We start from the raw sequence: 16,720 nt of genomic DNA on the forward strand, positions 1-16,720 counted from the left end.
GGTCCCGCAGGGGAACTAACCCGCAGCCTCCGGCTCCAACGGCTCGTCAACGCTCGCCCGTGTCATCCGCGTCATCCCGGACCCGGGCGTCCGGGCTGTTTCCTGCGCCGCCCCAAGTCGCCCCAAGCCGCTGCATAGTGCCGACTGGGCCGGCCGCCTTGCACATCGGGCTCGCGACTGACTGCTACCGCCAACACGCCTTTGGTGTCCAGGAGTTCATCGAGTTGTTCGGCGAGGTCCATCTTCAGGGGTCTGCGGCCCTGTTCGATCGAGCCGATGGTGTCCTCGTGCACGCACAAGCGCTCGGCGAGTGCGGGCTGGGTCAAGTGGGCAGTCTTCCGGAAGTGACCGAGCTGGGCTCCGATCACGTCCCATGAGGTGATCTTCCTGGGCTTGTTCGCCGGATGCATGGGATCTCCGTTCCCGTCCGTCGTCGTACGTGACCCGGTCCGTCGTCGTACAACAGATCCGTACGACGTGACTCGGTGGTTCATCGTAGTCACGTAACGTGACAGTTGGTGCATGGACGATGAGATTCAACGCCCGTATTTCCGTGAGGCGTTCTATCGCCGGGAGCGCCGTTCCGTACCCGCTGCCAGGGGGTTCGTCGCCCGCTCGCTGGCCGACTGGGGTCTGACGGAGCTCGCCGACGACGTGCTGCTCTGTGTGAGCGAGCTCGCCACTAATGCCCTCGCCCACGGCGTTCCGCCCGGCCGGGGCTTCCGGCTGCACCTCACGCTGGAGAGCAGCGGCCTGCTGCGGGCCGAGGTGCACGACAGTGGCGGCGGGAGTGTCCGTATGTGCGACACGGCCGGGCCGCAGGACGAGGGCGGCCGGGGACTGCTCCTCGTCACCGCGCTGTCCGACCAGTGGGGGGTGGGCCGACGCGACCCCGGCAAGATCGTGTGGTGCGAGTTCGCGGGCTCAGCGGCTGAACGTGCCGCCCCGTCCCGCCCCGTACGGCACTTCGCAGCACTCCGCCCCGCTGGAGATAATCCAACGGGGCGGAATCAGCCGACAGTCGACGCTCAGACCGTGACCGCTCCCGCGGCCAGGACGAGCAGCAGGCGGGCGACCTCCTCGGCGACGGCCTCGCGGCCGGGACCGAGGTACTTGCGGGTGTCGGTCAGCTGGGGCTGCGCCGCCAGCGTCGCGCGCACCGCCGCCGTGAATCGGGCGTTGAGGTGCGTGGCGATATTGACCTTCACCATGCCGTGCGCGACGGCCCGCGCCAGGTCCTCGTCCGAGACGCCCGACGAGCCGTGCAGAACGAGCGGCACCGGTACCGCCGCGCGCAGCCGTCCGATCAGGTCGAAGTCCAGCGTGGCGGTGCGGGTGCTCATCGCGTGCGAGGTGCCGACGGCGACGGCCAGACCGTCGACCCCGGTGGCCGCCACATACGCCGCCGCCTCGGCCGGGTCGGTGCGTACGCCCGGCGCGTGCACGCCGTCCTTGCCGCCGACCTCGCCCAGCTCGGCCTCCAGCCAGACGCCCGCGCGGTGGCAGTGCGCGGCGACCGAGGCGGTGACCGACACGTTCTCCTCGTACGGCAGCGTGGACGCGTCGAACATCACTGAGGTGAGGCCCAGCGCGACGGCCTCCTCCACCAGCGCCCGGTCGGTCGCGTGGTCGAGGTGGACGGCGACCGGCACGGAGGAGGCGCGGGCGATGGCGAGGGTCGCGGCCGCGATCGGCTCCAGAGCCCCGTGGTAACGCACCGCGTTCTCGCTGATCTGCAGGACGACCGGCAGCCCCGCGCGTTCCGCGCCCGCCGTGATCGCGGTGGCGTGCTCCAGCTGGATGACGTTGAACGCGCCGACCGCCCGGCCCGCGGCTTTCGCGGGGCCGGTGATCTCACCTGTGCTGACCAGTGGCATGGGATCCCCTGAGGGCACTCGGAACGGATGGAATGCCCAGGTCAGGACAGGACGACGGAACGGGTCAGGTTGCGCGGGGTGTCGGGGTTCAGGCCCTGCGCCTCGGCGATGGCGACCGCGAGCCGCTGCACGCGGATCAGGTCGGCCAGCGGGTCGGTGCCGGACGCCTCCAGGGTGCCGCCGGTGCGCGCCACGTCCCCGTCCAGGCCCTCCGGCAGGTCGCCGAAGACCCAGGCGATCCGGTTCGGGCCGGTGATCGAGATCGGGCCGTGCCGGTACTCCATCGCCGGGTACGCCTCGGTCCAGGCGCCCGCCGCCTCCCGCATCTTCAGGCCGGCTTCCAGTGCGATGCCGTACGCCCAGCCGGTGCCCAGGAAGCTGAACTGCTCGGCGCCGAGCAGCGACGGCGACAGCTCCTCGGCGATCGCGCGGCGCGCGTCGGCGACCGCGGGGGTGATGTCCTCGCCCAGGTGGGTGCGGAGCAGCGCCAGCACGCTGGTCGCGAAGCGGGTCTGGACGACGGACTTCTCGTCGGCGAAGTCGAGCACGACCAGGTCGTCCACGAGGTCCACGATCGGGGTGGCCGGGTCACCGATGACCGCCGTGGTGCGGACGGTGCCGCGCACCGTGCGGAGCAGATCGAGGACCTCGGTGGTGGTGCCGGAGCGGGTGATGGCCACGATCCGGTCGTAGTCGCGGCCGTAGGGGAACTCGGAGGCGGCGAAGGCGTCGGTCACACCCAGTCCGGCGCGCTCGCGCAGCACCGCGTACGACTGGGCCATGAACCACGAAGTGCCGCACCCCACGACCGCGACCTTCTCGCCGGTGGCGGGCAGCGCGCTCGCGACCTCGGGGATGATTCCGGAGGCGCGCTCCCAGCACTCGGGCTGGGTGGCAATCTCTTCCGCGGTGATCGACATGGAAGTGCAGTCCCTTCATGGTGCCTGACCGTCAAGGCGGACGGTACTGGATGCCCCGTGCTGGGCGAGAGGCGAGGTGGAAAAATGGACTAGACCAGATGGGGCCCGCCGTGGGCTCACGGGCAGCCCCGCACGCTCAGCCGAGGTCGGCCTCGGTGCGGATCTCGACGAACGAGCCGGTGTTCCCGTCGAGTTCGAGTACGGCGATCTCATTGCGGCCCGCACGCAGCAGCGGCCACGGCACATAGAGCGTCCGCTGCGGGCCGCGCTCCCAGTAGCGGCCCAGGCAGAAGCCGTTGACCCAGACGTAGCCCTTTGCCCAGCCGGGCAGCGCGAGATAGCCGTCCGCGGGCTCGTCGATGTCCAGGAAGCCGCGGTGGAAGGCGGCCTCGCCGCCGCGGGGTTCATCCGGTGCGGCGCCCCAGGGCAGGCCGTCGGTCGTCCCGTCGCCGAGCGGCACCGGCTCCGCGGTCCAGCCGTGCAGGTACTGCTGGGTGTGCAGCACGGCTGCCACGCCCTTGCGATCGCCGATCGCGGCGCCGTAGTTGACCCGGCCCATGGATTCGACGAGCAGCTCGAGGCGGGCGCCCGTTCTGGTCACCGCGATCTCGGGCCGCTCGCCGCCGTCGCGTTCCAGGACGGCGGTCCGCGTGCCGTCCACGAAGACATGTGCCCGGTCGGCGAGGCCCTCCAGGGTCAGCGGATACGCCTTGCGGGGGCCGGGTACGGCGGTCCGGTACAGCACCAGGCCGTGGGCCAGGCCCAGTTCCTCGAAGGAAGGCGGCGTTGGCGCGTGCACGGTGCCGGTCGAGAGCTGCCCGATGACGTCGAGGAGCGGCACGGATTCGGTGAGTTCGATCCGGGCGGGCTCCAGGAGCGGCGGCATCGGCTCGGGGTCCGGCGGCGTCTGTTCGGCGTACCCGGCGAGCACCTCGCGGAACGCCCAGAACTTGGCGGTGGGCGCGCCGCGCTCGTCGATCGGGGCGTCGTAGTCGTAGGACGTGATCGTCGGCTGGTAGCCCGCGCCGGTGCGCGGATCGGCGGTGTTGGCGCCCGCCCAGGTGCCGAAGTTGGTGCCGCCGTGCGCCATGTAGAGATTGACGGAGGCGTCGTTCTCCAGGATCTCGCGCAGCGCGCCGGCGGCGTCCTCGGGGGAGCGGACGGTGTGCTTCTCACCCCAGTGGTCGAACCAGCCGTTCCAGAACTCCATGCACATCGCCGGGTCGTCCGGCCGGAAGCGGCGCAGCTCGGCGAAGGCCTCGGTGGCGCGGCTGCCGAAGTTGACGGTGGCCAGCCGGCCGGGCACCGACCCGCCGGTGAGGAAGAAGTCCTCCGGGCCGTCGGAGGTGAACAGCGGCACGTCGATCCCGCGCGAGCGCAGGCCGTCGGCGAGGTGTTCCAGGTAAGCGGTATCCGTACCGAATGACCCGTATTCATTCTCGATCTGGATCATCAGGACATTGCCGCCCCGGGTGGTCTGGTGCCGGGCGATCAGCGGGATCAGCCGGTCGTACCAGCGGTCCACCCGCGCCAGGTACTCCGGGTCGTTCACCCGCAGCCTCGCGTTCCGGTCCGCCAGCAGCCACCAGGGCAGTCCGCCGTTCTCCCATTCCGCGCAGATGTACGGGCTGGGCCGGACGATCGCGTGCAGCCCGGCCTCGGCGGAGGCGCGCAGGAAGGCGTCCAGGTCGGCGATGCCGCCGAAGTCGTACGCGCCGGGGCGCGGCTCGTGGAGATTCCACGGGACGTACGTCTCCACGGTGTTCAGCCCCATGGCGCGCAGCATGCGCAGCCGGTGCGGCCACTGCTCGGGGAGGGTGCGGAAGTAGTGCAGCGCGCCGGACAGCAGGCGCAAGGGGCGGCCGTCGAGGGAGAAGCCCTCGGGTGACATCTCGAGCATGAGGGTTCTCCGGTGCGGGCGAGCTGAATGGCTTCCGCGTGATCGTAAGTGGGTGTTCGTGTCGACACAATCAAACGAATCAGACAGTGTTCAAACCGTTGTGAGCGGCAGAACGGCCATGGTAGAAACCGCTTACTAGAGAGAAGTGAAGCACACCGTCGTCTTCGCCCGTGGAGGTTCCAACCGCCATGCCCTCCCCCTGGTCCCGCCGCACGTTCCTCGCCGGAAGCGGCGCCGCGGCCGTTGCCGCAGGCTTTGTGAACGCCTCGCCCGCTCTCGCCGCCGACGCCTACGACACCCTGCGGCTGCGCTGGCGCGCCCTGACCCTGGGCGCCGGCTTCGACGTGGCCGGGGAGCCGTACGCGACAAAACTCGCCACCCTCGGCGCCGCCGCGCGCACTTCGCTGGCGTCCATGGCCCCGGTCACCGGATCGCTCTGGCCCGACCAGCCGCTGAGCGCCTCCGCCTCCGTCACCGGCAGCCACGCGCGGCTCAACGAGATGGCGCAGGCGTGGGCCCAGCCCGGCACCGGTTCCACCGCGGACCCCGCGATGATCGAAGCCGTCGGCCAGGGCCTGGACCATCTCCACGGCCAGGTCTACAACGAGAACACCACGTCCTTCGGCAACTGGTGGGACTGGCAGATCGGCAGCCCCCGGCTCCTGCTGGACTGCGTCACCGTCGCCTACGACGTCCTGACGGCCGCGCAGACCGCCTCGTATCTGCGGGCCGTCGACCACTTCGTGCCGGACTCCGCCGTCGCCTCGTACACGGGTACCAGCACCGGCGCGAACCGCGTCGACCTGTGCCGGGTGCTCGCCACCCGGGGCGTGCTGGGCAAGTCGGAGGCGAAACTCGCGCTCGCCCGCGACGCGCTCTCGCCGGTCTTCCCGTATGTGACGTCCGGGGACGGCCTGTACGCCGACGGCTCGTTCGTCCAGCACACCTGGGTCTCGTACACCGGCTCGTACGGCGAGGTGCTGATCGACGGCCTGGCGCGGCTGTTCGCCCTGCTCGCCGGTTCGACGTGGGAGGTCACCGACCCGAACCGGCAGATCATCCTGGATTCGGTCGAGAAGGCGTACGCGCCCTTCCTCTACAACGGCCTGGTGATGGACTCCGTCGCCGGCCGCGCCATCAGCCGGGGCATCGCCACCACCGACCCCAACCGAATCCAGGCCGACGACCACCGGCGCGGCCATCCGCTGCTGGCCCATATCGCGCTGCTCGCCGAGGGCGCTAGCGCCGCCGAACGGACCCGGTGGCAGGGCCTGGTCAAGGGCTGGATGGAGCGGGACTACTACAGCCCGGTCATGGCGGACGCCAAGCTCGGCATCGCCGACCTCGCCCGGCTGGAGGCAATAGCCGGCAGCGCCGTCACCGCCACGGCGGAACCGGTCGCGCACCGGCTCTTCCCCGGCATGGACCGCGCCGTGCACCGCCGCGCGGCCTGGGCCGCCTCGATCGGCATGGCCTCGAACCGGATCACGTACTACGAGAACGGCAACGGCGAGAACCTGCGGGGCTGGCACACCGGCTCGGGAATGCTCTCCTGGTGGGGTTCCACCTACGGTAACGGCCAGTACAGCGACGCCTTCTGGCCCACCGTCGACCCCTACCGGCTGCCCGGCACGACGGTGTCGAAGAAGGCGCTGGCGGACGGGGCAGGCGGCGCCTGGGGCGCGGCACGGCCGGACGTGACCTGGGTCGGGGGCACCACGGACGGTGAGTTCGCGGCGGTCGGCCAGCACCTCAAGGGCCTGTCCAGCACGATGAGCGCGCGCAAGTCGTGGTTCTGCCTGGACGACACGGTCGTCTGCCTCGGCGCGGGCATCTGCGGCAGCGACGGCGTGGCCGTCGAGACCGTCATCGAGAACCGCAACCTCGGCGCGACCGGCACCCACGGCCTCGCCGTGAACGGCACCACGCAGCCCGCCACCCTCGGCTGGTCCGCGACCCTCACCGGCACCACCTGGGCCCGGATCACCGGCTTCGGCGGCTATGTCTTCCCCGGCGCCGGGGGAGCGACCGTCAAGGCCCTGCGCGAGGCGCGCACCGGCACCTGGTCCGCCATCAACACCGGCGGCACGGCCGACGCGCTCACCCGCCGCTATCTGACGCTGTGGTTCGACCACGGGGTGAACCCGGTGAACGCCTCTTACGCGTATCTCGTGATGCCGGGCGCGACCGCCGCCGCCACCGCGGCCCGCGCCGCCGCCACCGGCTGGCTGGTGACCCTGGCCAACACCGCCGCGCAGCAGGGCGTCTCGGTGCCGTCGCTGGGGTTCACCGGGATCAACTTCTGGTCCGCGGGCAGCGTCGGCGGCGTCACCGCGTCCGCCCCGGCCTGTGTGCTGATCCGCGTCAGCGGTTCCACGGCCACGATCTGCGTGTCGGAGCCGCCCCGGTCCGGTGCTTCGATCGATCTCACCTGGAACCGGCCGGTCTCCGCCGTCACCGCCAAGGACGCCACGGTCACCGTCGGCGCCACCGGCTCCTCGCTGCGGCTCACCATCGCCCCCGGCACCGCCGGCGCCACCCACCGGGCCACGGTCACCCTGGGCTGACGGCCGTGGCCGAATGGTTCGCCGTTAAATGATTGGTTCACGCGGGCGCCCTCCTCGTAGGGTGCCCGCGTGACTCATGACGGCACGCACGACAGTGGCCGGCCCAGTGCGCAGCACGGCAAGCCGGAGATCAGGCCCGCGGATGTGGCGGACGCGGCGGTCATCGCCGAGATCCATCTGGCGTCGCGGGCGGGCACCATGCCGTATCTCCCACCGCAGAAGCGCAGCCTGGAAGAGGTCACGTGGTGGGTGGAGAACATCGTGCTCACCGAAGGGCGGGCCTGGCTGGCGGTCGACGGGTCCGGTGAGGTGCTCGGCTATGCCGCGCTGGAGGGCGACATGCTGGAGCAGCTGTATCTGCGCCCGGCGGCCCGCCGCCGGGGCGTCGGCTCGGTGCTCCTCGGCGAGGTGATGCGGCACAGCCCCGACGGCCTTTCGCTGCACGTCTTCCAGGCGAACACCGGTGCCCGCGCCTTCTACGAGCGGCACGGCTTCACCGTCCTCGACACCAATGACGGCAGCCGCAACATGGAGAACCTGCCCGACATGACGATGCGCTGGATTCCCGGCGCGGACACGGACCCGGAGACCGGCGTGGGCGAAGAGCTGGGTTCCGCTGCTGACACGCGGTGACCAACGGCACACATACTGGCCGGTAACGTATGGGTGGGCGGAGCCGTAGGGTGAGCGCCGTACGATCCTCCCCACCCTCGACCGACATCCGGGAGACCGCATGCGCTCCGCGAAGGACTTCTTCCGCCCGCTGGCCGTAGGGGCTCCGGCCCCGGTACGGGAGGTGCCGTTCCGGCCCTCGCGGATGATCCACTTCTTCGACCCGGGCAACGAGAAGATGGCCGCCAAGGTCCCCACGATCGCGCCCCAGGTGGACGTGCTGCTGGGCAACCTCGAGGACGCCATCCAGGCCGACCGCAAGGAGGCCGCCCGCGCCGGGCTGGTGGACATCGCCAGGTCGACGGAGTTCGGCGACACCCAGCTGTGGACCCGGATCAACAGCCTGGACTCGCCGTGGGCCCTGGACGACCTGCTCACCCTGGTCACCGAGATCGGTGACAAGCTCGATGTGATCATGGTGCCGAAGGTCGAGGGCGCCGAGGACATCCACTACGTGGACCGGCTGCTGGCCCAGCTGGAGGCGAAGGCCGGCGTAAGGCGGCCGATCCTGGTGCATGCCATCCTGGAGACCGCCACCGGCGTGGCGAACGTCGAGGAGATCGCGGGCGCGAGCCCCCGGATGCAGGGCATCTCGCTCGGCCCGGCCGACCTGGCCGCCAGCCGCCGGATGAAGACCACCCGGGTCGGCGGGGGACACCCCGGCTATCTGGTCCGGGAGGACCCGGGCGCCGACGCGGACGCCCCGCGCGCCACCTACCAGCAGGACCTGTGGCACTACACCATCGCCCGAATGGTCGACGCCTGCGCCGCGCACGGGATCCTGCCGTACTACGGGCCCTTCGGCGACATCCGCGACACCCTCGCCTGCGAGGACCAGTTCAGGAACGCCTTCCTGCTCGGCTGCGTCGGCGCCTGGAGTCTGCACCCGGTGCAGATCGCCATCGCCAAGAAGGTCTTCTCGCCCGCCCCGGCCGATGTCGCCTGGGCCCGCAAGGTGATCGACGCGATGGGCGACGGCACCGGAGCCGTCATGATCGACGGCAAGATGCAGGACGACGCGACGTACAAGCAGTGCCTGGTGGTGGCCGAGCTGGCCGACACCCTCGCCGCCCGCGACCCCGAGCTCGCCGAGGCCTACGCCGCGGCAGAGAAGGAGTGACGACCATGACGGACACCACCCTCCGCCCCCGCCGCTCCGTGCTCTACATGCCCGGCGCCAATGAGCGCGCACTGGAGAAGGCCAAGACCCTCGCCACCGACGCGCTCATCCTCGACCTCGAGGACTCCGTCGCCCCCGACGCCAAGGCCGACGCCCGCAAGCGCGTCGCGGCCGCCGCCGCGTCCGGGGAGTACGGCTACCGCGAGGTGACGATCCGGGTCAACGCCCCGGACACCCCGTGGCACGCCGACGACCTGCGGGCCGCCGCCGAGGCCGGCCCGGACGCCGTCGTCGTCCCCAAGGTCGACTCCCCGGAGACCGTACGGGCCGTCGAGCGCGCCCTGGAGGCGGCCGGCGCCCCCGACCGCACCGCGATCTGGGCCATGATCGAGACGCCGCGGGCGATGTTCGACGCCCGCGCCATCGCCGCCGCGAGCGAGCGGCTGACCGTCCTGGTGATGGGCACCAACGACCTCGCGAAGGAACTGCACGCCGAGCACGTCCCCGGCCGTGCCCCGCTGCTCACCGGCCTGTCGCTGGCCCTGCTCGCCGCCCGCGCCACCGGCAAGACCATCTTGGACGGTGTCTACAACGACGTGCAGGACCTGGCGGGCTTCGAGGCCGAATGCCTCCAGGGCCGGCAGTTCGGCTTCGACGGCAAGACCCTGATCCACCCCAAGCAGCTGGAGCCCTGCAACCGGCTCTTCGCACCCTCTGAGGATGCGGTGGCGCACTCCCGCCGGATCATCGAAGCCTTCGATCAGGCCACGTCAGAGGGGCGCGGCGTGGTCACGGTCGACGGCCGGATGATCGAGAACCTGCATGTCGAGGACGCCCGCCGGATCCTCGCGCTGGCCGGAGCGGTCGCCGGACGGTAGGGCGAAAGGTACAAAAAGCCGGGTCTCGCGCACTCTGTGCGGGGCCCGGCCCTTATCCGGTTCTGTCGATACCCGCCATGAAGTACGAGCGGACACTGTACGAAGTCGACCCCCCGTCGAACGGGGTCCCGCTCGTACTGTCGATACATGAGCTTTCTGGATGAGGTGCCCGCCGAGGTGAACGACGCTCGCGGGCGCGTGGCCGAGCTTCGCGCGATCCGCGAGCAGGTCCTCCGCGGCCCCAGCGAGCGGGCGACCGAGGCGCAGCGCGCCAAGGGCAAGCTGACCGCACGCGAGCGGATCGGGCTGCTGCTGGACGAAGGCTCCTTCAACGAGGTCGAGCCGCTGCGCCGGCACCGTGCCACCGGCTTCGGCCTGGAGGCCAAGAAGCCGTACACCGACGGCGTCATCACCGGCTGGGGCACCGTGCACGGCCGGACCGTGTTCGTGTACGCCCACGACTTCCGGATCTTCGGCGGCGCGCTCGGCGAGGCGCACGCCACCAAGATCCACAAGATCATGGACATGGCCATCTCCTCCGGTGCGCCGCTGGTGTCGCTGAACGACGGCGCCGGGGCCCGTATCCAGGAGGGCGTCTCGGCGCTGGCCGGCTACGGCGGGATCTTCCAGCGGAACACCCGGGCCTCGGGTGTCATCCCGCAGATCTCGGTGATGCTCGGCCCGTGCGCGGGCGGCGCGGCCTACAGCCCGGCGCTCACCGACTTCGTCTTCATGGTCCGTGAGACCTCGCAGATGTTCATCACGGGACCGGACGTCGTCCAGGCCGTGACCGGCGAGAAGATCTCCCAGAACGGCCTCGGCGGCGCCGATGTCCACTCCGAGATCTCCGGCGTGTCGCACTTCGCCTACGACGACGAGCAGCACTGCCTCGAAGAGGTCCGCTACCTGCTCTCCCTCCTCCCGCAGAACAACCGGGAGAACCCGCCGGCCACCGAGACCACCGACCCGGCCGACCGCCGCGGCGACGTCCTGCTGGACCTCGTACCGGCCGACGGCAACCGCGCGTACGACATGCGCAAGGTGATCGAGGAGATCGTCGACGAGGGCGAGTACCTGGAGATCCACGAGCGCTGGGCCACCAACATCATCTGCGCCCTGTCCCGGCTGGACGGCCAGGTCGTGGGCATCATCGCCAACCAGCCCAACAGCATGGCGGGTGTCCTGGACATCGCGGCCTCCGAAAAGGCCGCGCGTTTCGTCCAGATGTGTGACGCCTTCAACATCCCGCTCGTCACTCTCCTGGACGTACCCGGCTTCCTGCCCGGCGTCGATCAGGAGCATGGTGGGATCATCCGGCACGGAGCGAAGCTGCTCTACGCGTACTGCAACGCCACCGTGCCGCGGATCTCGATGATCCTGCGCAAGGCCTACGGCGGCGCCTACATCGTCATGGACTCCCAGTCCATCGGCGCCGACCTGACCTACGCCTGGCCCACCAACGAGATCGCGGTGATGGGCGCCGAGGGTGCCGCCAACGTCATCTTCCGCAAGCAGATCGCCGAGGCCGACGACCCCGAGGCCATGCGGGCCCGCATGGTCAAGGAGTACAAGGCGGAGCTGATGCACCCCTACTACGCCGCAGAGCGAGGTCTGGTGGACGACGTCATCGACCCGGCCGACACCCGCGAGGTCCTCATCCGCTCGCTGGCGATGCTCCGCACCAAGCACGCAGACCTGCCGTCGCGCAAGCACGGCAACCCGCCGCAGTAGCCCCGCATGAAGACGGAGATCACCTTGAGTACTCCCGCCGACGCCGTTGTGCGCGTCGAGAAGGGCCACGCCGACGCCGAGGAGCTCGCGGCCCTCACCGCCGTCCTGCTGGCGCGCGCCGCGGCCAACGGCCGCGTGGCGGCCGAATACACCGAGCCGCGCAGTACCGCCGGCTGGCGCCGGCTGGAGCGCCAGAGCGGCTTCCGCAGCGCCCACAGCTGGCAGGGCTGACGCGCCCCGCTCCACGGCGAAGGCCCCGCACACCGGACGGTGTGCGGGGCCTTCGCCGTGGTGGCGCTACCGCAGGCGCGCCATCAGGGCGTGTTCCACGAGTGTGATCAGCGCGGACTTGGCCTCGCCGCGGTGGCGGGCGTCCGTGGTGATGATCGGTGCCTCGGGCCCGATCTGCAGGGCCTCGCGCACCTCCTCGGGACCGTACGGCTGGTGGCCGTCGAAGCCGTTCAGGGCTATGACGAACGGCAGGCCGCTGTTCTCGAAGTAGTCGACGGCCGGGAAACAGTCCGCCAGCCGCCGGGTGTCGACCAGGACGACGGCGCCGATCGCGCCACGCACCAGGTCGTCCCACATGAACCAGAACCGGTCCTGGCCCGGGGTGCCGAACAGGTACAGGATCAGGTCCTCGTCCAGCGTGATGCGGCCGAAGTCCATCGCCACGGTGGTCGTGGTCTTGTCAGGCGCGTGCGTCAGGTCGTCGATGCCGGCTGATGCGGAGGTCATCACAGCTTCGGTGCGCAGCGGATTGATCTCCGAAACGGCGCCGACGAACGTGGTTTTGCCCACGCCGAACCCGCCCGCCACCACGATCTTCGCGGAGGTGGTGGAACGGGTCGCGCCGTTAGAGCTTCCGAAGTCCACTGAGAACCCTTTCAAGCAATGTCACTTCTGGCTGACCACCCGCGGACTCGTCACCACCGGGCTGGTGGACGGCGACCAGACCGGCTTCGGCGAGGTCGGCGACGAGAATCCGGGCGACGCCGAGAGGGATCGACAGCAGCGCGGAGATCTCCGCGACCGACTTGATCTCCCGGCAGAGAATGCAGATCCGCTGGTGTTCCGGCAACTGCCCGCGCAGCTGGGCGGGATCGGCCGTCGTACTGACCAACGCCTCGATGGCGAGCTGGTAACGCGGCCGGGTCCGGCCACCGGTCATGGCGTACGGCCTGACCAGCCCGGAGGGCGCCTGGGCGCGCGGCCGGCCGGACGTGGACCGCGGCGGCGGGGCCTGCGGCGGCTCGTACGGCTGGATCCGGGGCTGCCGGTAGCGGGGCTCGGGCTCAGGAGTCGGAGCCGAGGGGAAGTTGAAGCGGTTCAGAGGCGGCTGCTGTTGCTGGCTGCCGTACGGATCTCCGCCTGGTGGCGTTGTCACGGTTCCTCCTCCTGATGAGGTTGTGGGGGCTGCGTTCCCGCACCCTATGGGTACGGGGACGCGCCCGCACGCCTGTCCGTTAGTTGAGCAGGCACCCAATTAATTGAGAAGGCTGCCTTGCAGTTCCGAGCGGAGGTCGGGGGTGAGGACGGTCCCGGTCCGGTCGACGAGCAGTGCCATTTCGTAGCCCACGAGGCCGATGTCGCATTCGGGGTGGGCGAGTACGGCGATGGAGGAGCCCTCGGAGACGGACATGATGAAGAGGAAACCGCGTTCCATCTCCACGACGGTCTGGTTGACCGCGCCGCCTTCGAAGATGCGGGAGGCTCCGGCGGTGAGCGAGGTCAGGCCGGAGGCGACGGCGGCGAGCTGGTCCGCGCGGTCGCGAGGGAAGCCCTCGGACATCGCGAGCAGCAGGCCGTCGGCGGAGACCACCACCGTGTGGGACACCCCAGGGGTGTTGTCCACGAAGTTGGTGATCAACCAGTTCAGATTCTGTGCCGCCTGGCTCATCGGACTCAACTAACGCTCCTGGTTCTGAGGGCCACCGTAGTGATTGTCGGGGGCCTGGCCGTTCGTGTCAGTTCCCGCAGTGCGTCCCTGCTGGACGCCGCGGCGCAGATTACTCAACCGGCCGCGGACGTCCTCCGGCGCGCGGGAGACCTGTGGGCCGCCCTGCGGAGTCTGCTGTGCGGTGCCCGCGACCAGGTTGGCCTTGGGCACTCGACGGGGCAGGCCGGAGGGGGTTACCCCACCTGCCTTCGGCTCGCGGACCTGTTCGGCCCGCTGCCAGTGCTGGTCGTTCTGGGAACGCCAGTCGGTCTCGTCCTGCTCCGGCGCCTGTTCCGGCTCCGGATCGGGCTGAGGGGCCGGCGGTGCCGCTGCCGCCTCGTCGGGTTGAGGCCACTGCCGGTCACGGCGCGGCAGGCCGGGTTCCGTCAGCGAGGGGGAGCCTACGCTCTCCGGTGCCCCGAAGGAGGTTCCGGGAACGGATTCCGGTCCGGGCCGGTCCTGGTACGCCGTGGGCTGCACCCAGTCGTCCAGAACGGGTGGGGCGGGAGGTCCGGAAGGTGCGGGCTGGGCGGCGAAGTCCTGCTGCCACTCCGGCTCGTACGGCGCCTGTTGCTGATACGCGGGCTGCCCGTACTCGTCCTGGCCGCTGTACTCCCGCTGCCCGGTGAAGTCCTGCCCCGGGTAGTCCTGGCCCTCGGCGTAGCCGCCGTCGTACTGCGGCTCGTAGCCCTGCCGGCCCTGCTGCTGGGGGACCTCCTCGCGGTACACCGGAACGTCCTCCTGCCGGTCGGAGGCCGAGGCCTCCAGCTGGGCCCTGCGCTCCTCGCGCAGCAGTGAGCGGCCGACGGGGTCGAGCTGTCCGGTGCCGGGGGCCGCGAACGCGGACTCGTCGGAGCGCTGGTACTTCGAGTCGTCGAAGCCCAGCTCGGCGGCGGTCGGCTGGTAGCCGAACTCGGCGGTCGGTTGCTCGGGGACGATCCGCGACACGGTGAAGTCCGGCTCGTCGTCGGGCAGTTGGTCCTCGCCGCCGCCACCGTGGGTGATCAGCTCCGGGAGCATGACCAGCGAGGTGGTGCCGGCCTGCTCGCCCGAGGGGCGCAGCTGGACGCGGACGCCGTGCCGGTCGGCCAGCCGGCCGACCACGAACAGGCCCATGCGCTGGGAGATCGCGACATCCACGGTCGGCGGATCGGCCAGCTTGTGGTTGATGTCCGCGAAGTCCTCGGCGGTCAGGCCGATGCCCCGGTCGTGGATCTCGACCATGACGCGGCCGTCCGGCAGCCGGGTCGCGGTGACCCGCACCTTGGTCTGCGGCGAGGAGAACGTGGTGGCGTTCTCCAGCAGCTCGGCCAGCAGGTGCACGAGGTCGGTCACGGCGGTGCCGTGGATTTCCGTCTCCGGTATGCCGACCAGCTCGATGCGCTCGTACGCCTCCACCTCGGAGGCCGCGGCGCGCAGCACGTCGACGAGCGGGACCGGCTGGTTCCAGCGGCGGCCCGGCTCCTCGCCGGCGAGGACCAGCAGGTTCTCGCCGTTGCGGCGCATACGGGTGGCGAGGTGGTCCATCTTGAAGAGGTTCTCGAGCTGGTCCGGGTCCGCCTCGTTGTTCTCCAGCTCGGTGATCAGCGTGAGCTGCCGCTGGATGAGGCCCTGGTTCCGGCGCGAGAGGTTGGTGAAGATCGCGTTGACGTTGCCCCGCAGCAATGCCTGCTCGGCGGCGAGCCGGACGGCCTCGCGGTGCACCTGGTCGAAGGCGCGGGCGACCTCGCCGATCTCGTCGTGGCTGGTGATCGGAATCGGCTGGACGGTGGTGTCCACCCGGCCCGGGTCGGTACGCGACAGCTGGTCGACCAGCCCCGGCAGCCGCTGTTCAGCGACGTCGAAGGCGGCGTTGCGCAGCTTGCGCATGCTGCGGCTCATGTTGCGGGCCATCATGCCCGCGACGATGAAGGCGATGATCAGCGCGAGGACGACGATGACCGCGTTGACGATCGCGTCGGTCTTGGCGCCGGACGCGATGGTCTCCGCGTCGTTCACGGCGGTGTCGGCGAGGTGCTGCTCAACGGTCCGGTAGGCGTCGAAGGCGAGCGTCGTGGTGCCGAACCAGCTCTCCGGCGTGATGCCCTCGGCCTTGAGCTCCTTGGCCGACTTGTCCGAGGCGATCTCGGCGACCATCTTCTCCATCGACGGCGGGGGCACCAGCTTCGCGCCGGCCGCCGCTGCTTCCGTGGCGGCGGCGGTGAACTGCTCCTCGCCCTTCTTCTGCGCGGCGGCCTGGGCGTCCTTCAGCCGCTGCACATCGGCGGGGGTACCGCCGCCCTGATACTCCTGGATCGCGATGCCCTGGAGATACAGGTACGAGGTGAGGGCGGTCTGCTGGAGCTTGCGCTCCTTGGCCGGCACCTGGCCCTCGATCTGGATGTGCATGCCGATGGAGCGGGTCAGCGACTCGGCGGCCTTGGCCAGCGAGATGGCGTAGAGCGTGCGGCCGTAGCTGGTGATGTTGCCGGTGCCGAGACCGAGCTCGTTGGCCAGCTCCATCAGCGGGTGCTGGATGCCGACGTACGCCTCTTCGGTCTGCTTGTCCGGCAGCTGCCGGGTGTAGGCGGCCTGGCGCAGCTTCTGCAGTCCCGGCTCGACTGTGCGGAAGCCGTCCACCCGGCGCCTGAGGCCCTCGGTGGAGGGCATCTGGCGGACCGCTTCGTTGAAGGTCTCAGCGGCGGCGTCGGTGGCCGCGTAGGCCCCCGTCACGGCGGGATCGGTGCGCTTGCCCTGCAGCAGGGGAACGACGGTCACGTCGCGCTCGTTGATCAAGGCGTGGCTGTAGCCGGCCGCGGCGCGCACCAGGATGGCGGTGCGCTTGGCGGCGTCCGCCTGCTGCCAGGTCTGCACGGAGTTCTGCACCGTGAAGCCGCCCATGGCCAGAGCGACGAGAACCGGGATGAGGAGGATGGCGTTCAGCCGGGTGGCCACCCGCCAGTTGCGCACGGCGAAGCGGCTGCGGGATCCCGCGGGCGTCTCAGGGGCGGCGACCGCGGCAGTATCGGGCGCGCCGTCGTACCGCGGGGGCGGCGTGAAATTGCCCCGGGGGCCTTCTGCGGAGCCCGGCTCCGCTCGCCTGGTGTTCCTCACTCGACCAACAACCTCTCGGCGAC

General features: G+C 70.5%; 13 protein-coding genes and 2 pseudogenes. 7 read left to right on the forward strand and 8 right to left on the reverse strand.

Annotated elements, in window-relative coordinates:
• Positions 1–167: 167 nt before the first annotated feature.
• Positions 168–410: pseudogene (locus tag QMK24_RS08965) on the reverse strand (helix-turn-helix domain-containing protein); the annotation flags it as partial.
• Between the two features lie 112 nt (positions 411–522).
• On the opposite strand from QMK24_RS08965, the pseudogene QMK24_RS08970 reads away from it, so the two are divergent.
• Positions 523–924 (forward strand): annotated as a pseudogene (locus QMK24_RS08970) (ATP-binding protein); the annotation flags it as partial.
• 104 nt (positions 925–1,028) lie between these two features.
• Here the strand turns inward: QMK24_RS08970 and QMK24_RS08975 are convergent.
• The 3 genes from QMK24_RS08975 to QMK24_RS08985 all read right to left on the reverse strand — a co-directional run bounded on the left by QMK24_RS08975 (position 1,029) and on the right by QMK24_RS08985 (position 4,697).
• A complete protein-coding gene (locus QMK24_RS08975; RefSeq protein ID WP_283464792.1) occupies positions 1,029–1,877 on the reverse strand; it encodes a class II fructose-bisphosphate aldolase in 849 nt (282 codons plus the stop codon).
• A 41-nt stretch (positions 1,878–1,918) separates the two neighbouring features.
• Complete coding sequence (locus QMK24_RS08980; protein ID WP_283464793.1) at positions 1,919–2,797, reverse strand: SIS domain-containing protein; 879 nt, start codon at positions 2,795–2,797, stop codon at positions 1,919–1,921.
• Positions 2,798–2,933: 136 nt separating this feature from the next.
• The gene (locus tag QMK24_RS08985) at positions 2,934–4,697 is read right to left on the reverse strand and encodes a glycoside hydrolase family 35 protein (RefSeq protein ID WP_283464794.1); all 1,764 of its coding nucleotides are present in this window, start codon (positions 4,695–4,697) and stop codon (positions 2,934–2,936) included.
• A 188-nt stretch (positions 4,698–4,885) separates the two neighbouring features.
• Here QMK24_RS08985 and QMK24_RS08990 point away from each other — a divergent pair, with 188 nt between their 5' ends.
• The 6 genes from QMK24_RS08990 (at position 4,886) to QMK24_RS09015 (ending at position 11,896) form a co-directional block, all read left to right on the forward strand.
• Positions 4,886–7,264: a polysaccharide lyase 8 family protein gene (locus QMK24_RS08990; RefSeq protein ID WP_283464795.1), complete on the forward strand. Its 2,379-nt coding sequence runs from the start codon at positions 4,886–4,888 to the stop codon at positions 7,262–7,264.
• 69 nt (positions 7,265–7,333) lie between these two features.
• Positions 7,334–7,897, forward strand: a complete 564-nt coding sequence (locus QMK24_RS08995; protein ID WP_283464796.1) for a GNAT family N-acetyltransferase — start codon at positions 7,334–7,336, stop codon at positions 7,895–7,897.
• A 100-nt stretch (positions 7,898–7,997) separates the two neighbouring features.
• Positions 7,998–9,056: an HpcH/HpaI aldolase/citrate lyase family protein gene (locus QMK24_RS09000; RefSeq protein ID WP_283464797.1), complete on the forward strand. Its 1,059-nt coding sequence runs from the start codon at positions 7,998–8,000 to the stop codon at positions 9,054–9,056.
• Positions 9,057–9,061: 5 nt separating this feature from the next.
• Positions 9,062–9,934 carry an HpcH/HpaI aldolase/citrate lyase family protein gene (locus QMK24_RS09005; protein WP_283464798.1) on the forward strand — a complete coding sequence of 291 codons (873 nt, stop codon included), beginning with the start codon at positions 9,062–9,064 and terminating at the stop codon, positions 9,932–9,934.
• Between the two features lie 147 nt (positions 9,935–10,081).
• Positions 10,082–11,665, forward strand: a complete 1,584-nt coding sequence (locus QMK24_RS09010) for an acyl-CoA carboxylase subunit beta (protein WP_283464799.1) — start codon at positions 10,082–10,084, stop codon at positions 11,663–11,665.
• 6 nt (positions 11,666–11,671) lie between these two features.
• On the forward strand, positions 11,672–11,896 hold the full coding sequence (locus QMK24_RS09015) for an acyl-CoA carboxylase epsilon subunit (protein WP_283464800.1): 225 nt from the start codon (positions 11,672–11,674) through the stop codon (positions 11,894–11,896).
• 66 nt (positions 11,897–11,962) lie between these two features.
• Here the strand turns inward: QMK24_RS09015 and QMK24_RS09020 are convergent, their stop codons facing one another.
• The 4 genes from QMK24_RS09020 to QMK24_RS09035 form a co-directional block, all read right to left on the reverse strand.
• Positions 11,963–12,541 (reverse strand): GTP-binding protein, encoded by a 579-nt coding sequence (locus tag QMK24_RS09020; RefSeq protein ID WP_283464801.1) that lies wholly within the window; start codon positions 12,539–12,541, stop codon positions 11,963–11,965.
• Positions 12,522–13,052, reverse strand: coding sequence for a DUF742 domain-containing protein (locus tag QMK24_RS09025; RefSeq protein WP_283464802.1), 531 nt, complete (start codon positions 13,050–13,052; stop codon positions 12,522–12,524). The genes QMK24_RS09020 and QMK24_RS09025 overlap by 20 nt, the downstream gene beginning before the upstream one ends.
• 99 nt (positions 13,053–13,151) lie before the next feature.
• Entirely contained in the window at positions 13,152–13,565 is a 414-nt protein-coding gene (locus QMK24_RS09030) for a roadblock/LC7 domain-containing protein (RefSeq protein WP_269272720.1), read from the reverse strand.
• Between the two features lie 9 nt (positions 13,566–13,574).
• Complete coding sequence (locus QMK24_RS09035) at positions 13,575–16,697, reverse strand: sensor histidine kinase (RefSeq protein WP_283464804.1); 3,123 nt, start codon at positions 16,695–16,697, stop codon at positions 13,575–13,577.
• Positions 16,698–16,720 lie beyond the last annotated feature (23 nt).

Origin of the sequence: Streptomyces sp. PH10-H1, assembly GCF_030063355.1 — a bacterium.
GTDB lineage: Bacteria > Actinomycetota > Actinomycetes > Streptomycetales > Streptomycetaceae > Actinacidiphila.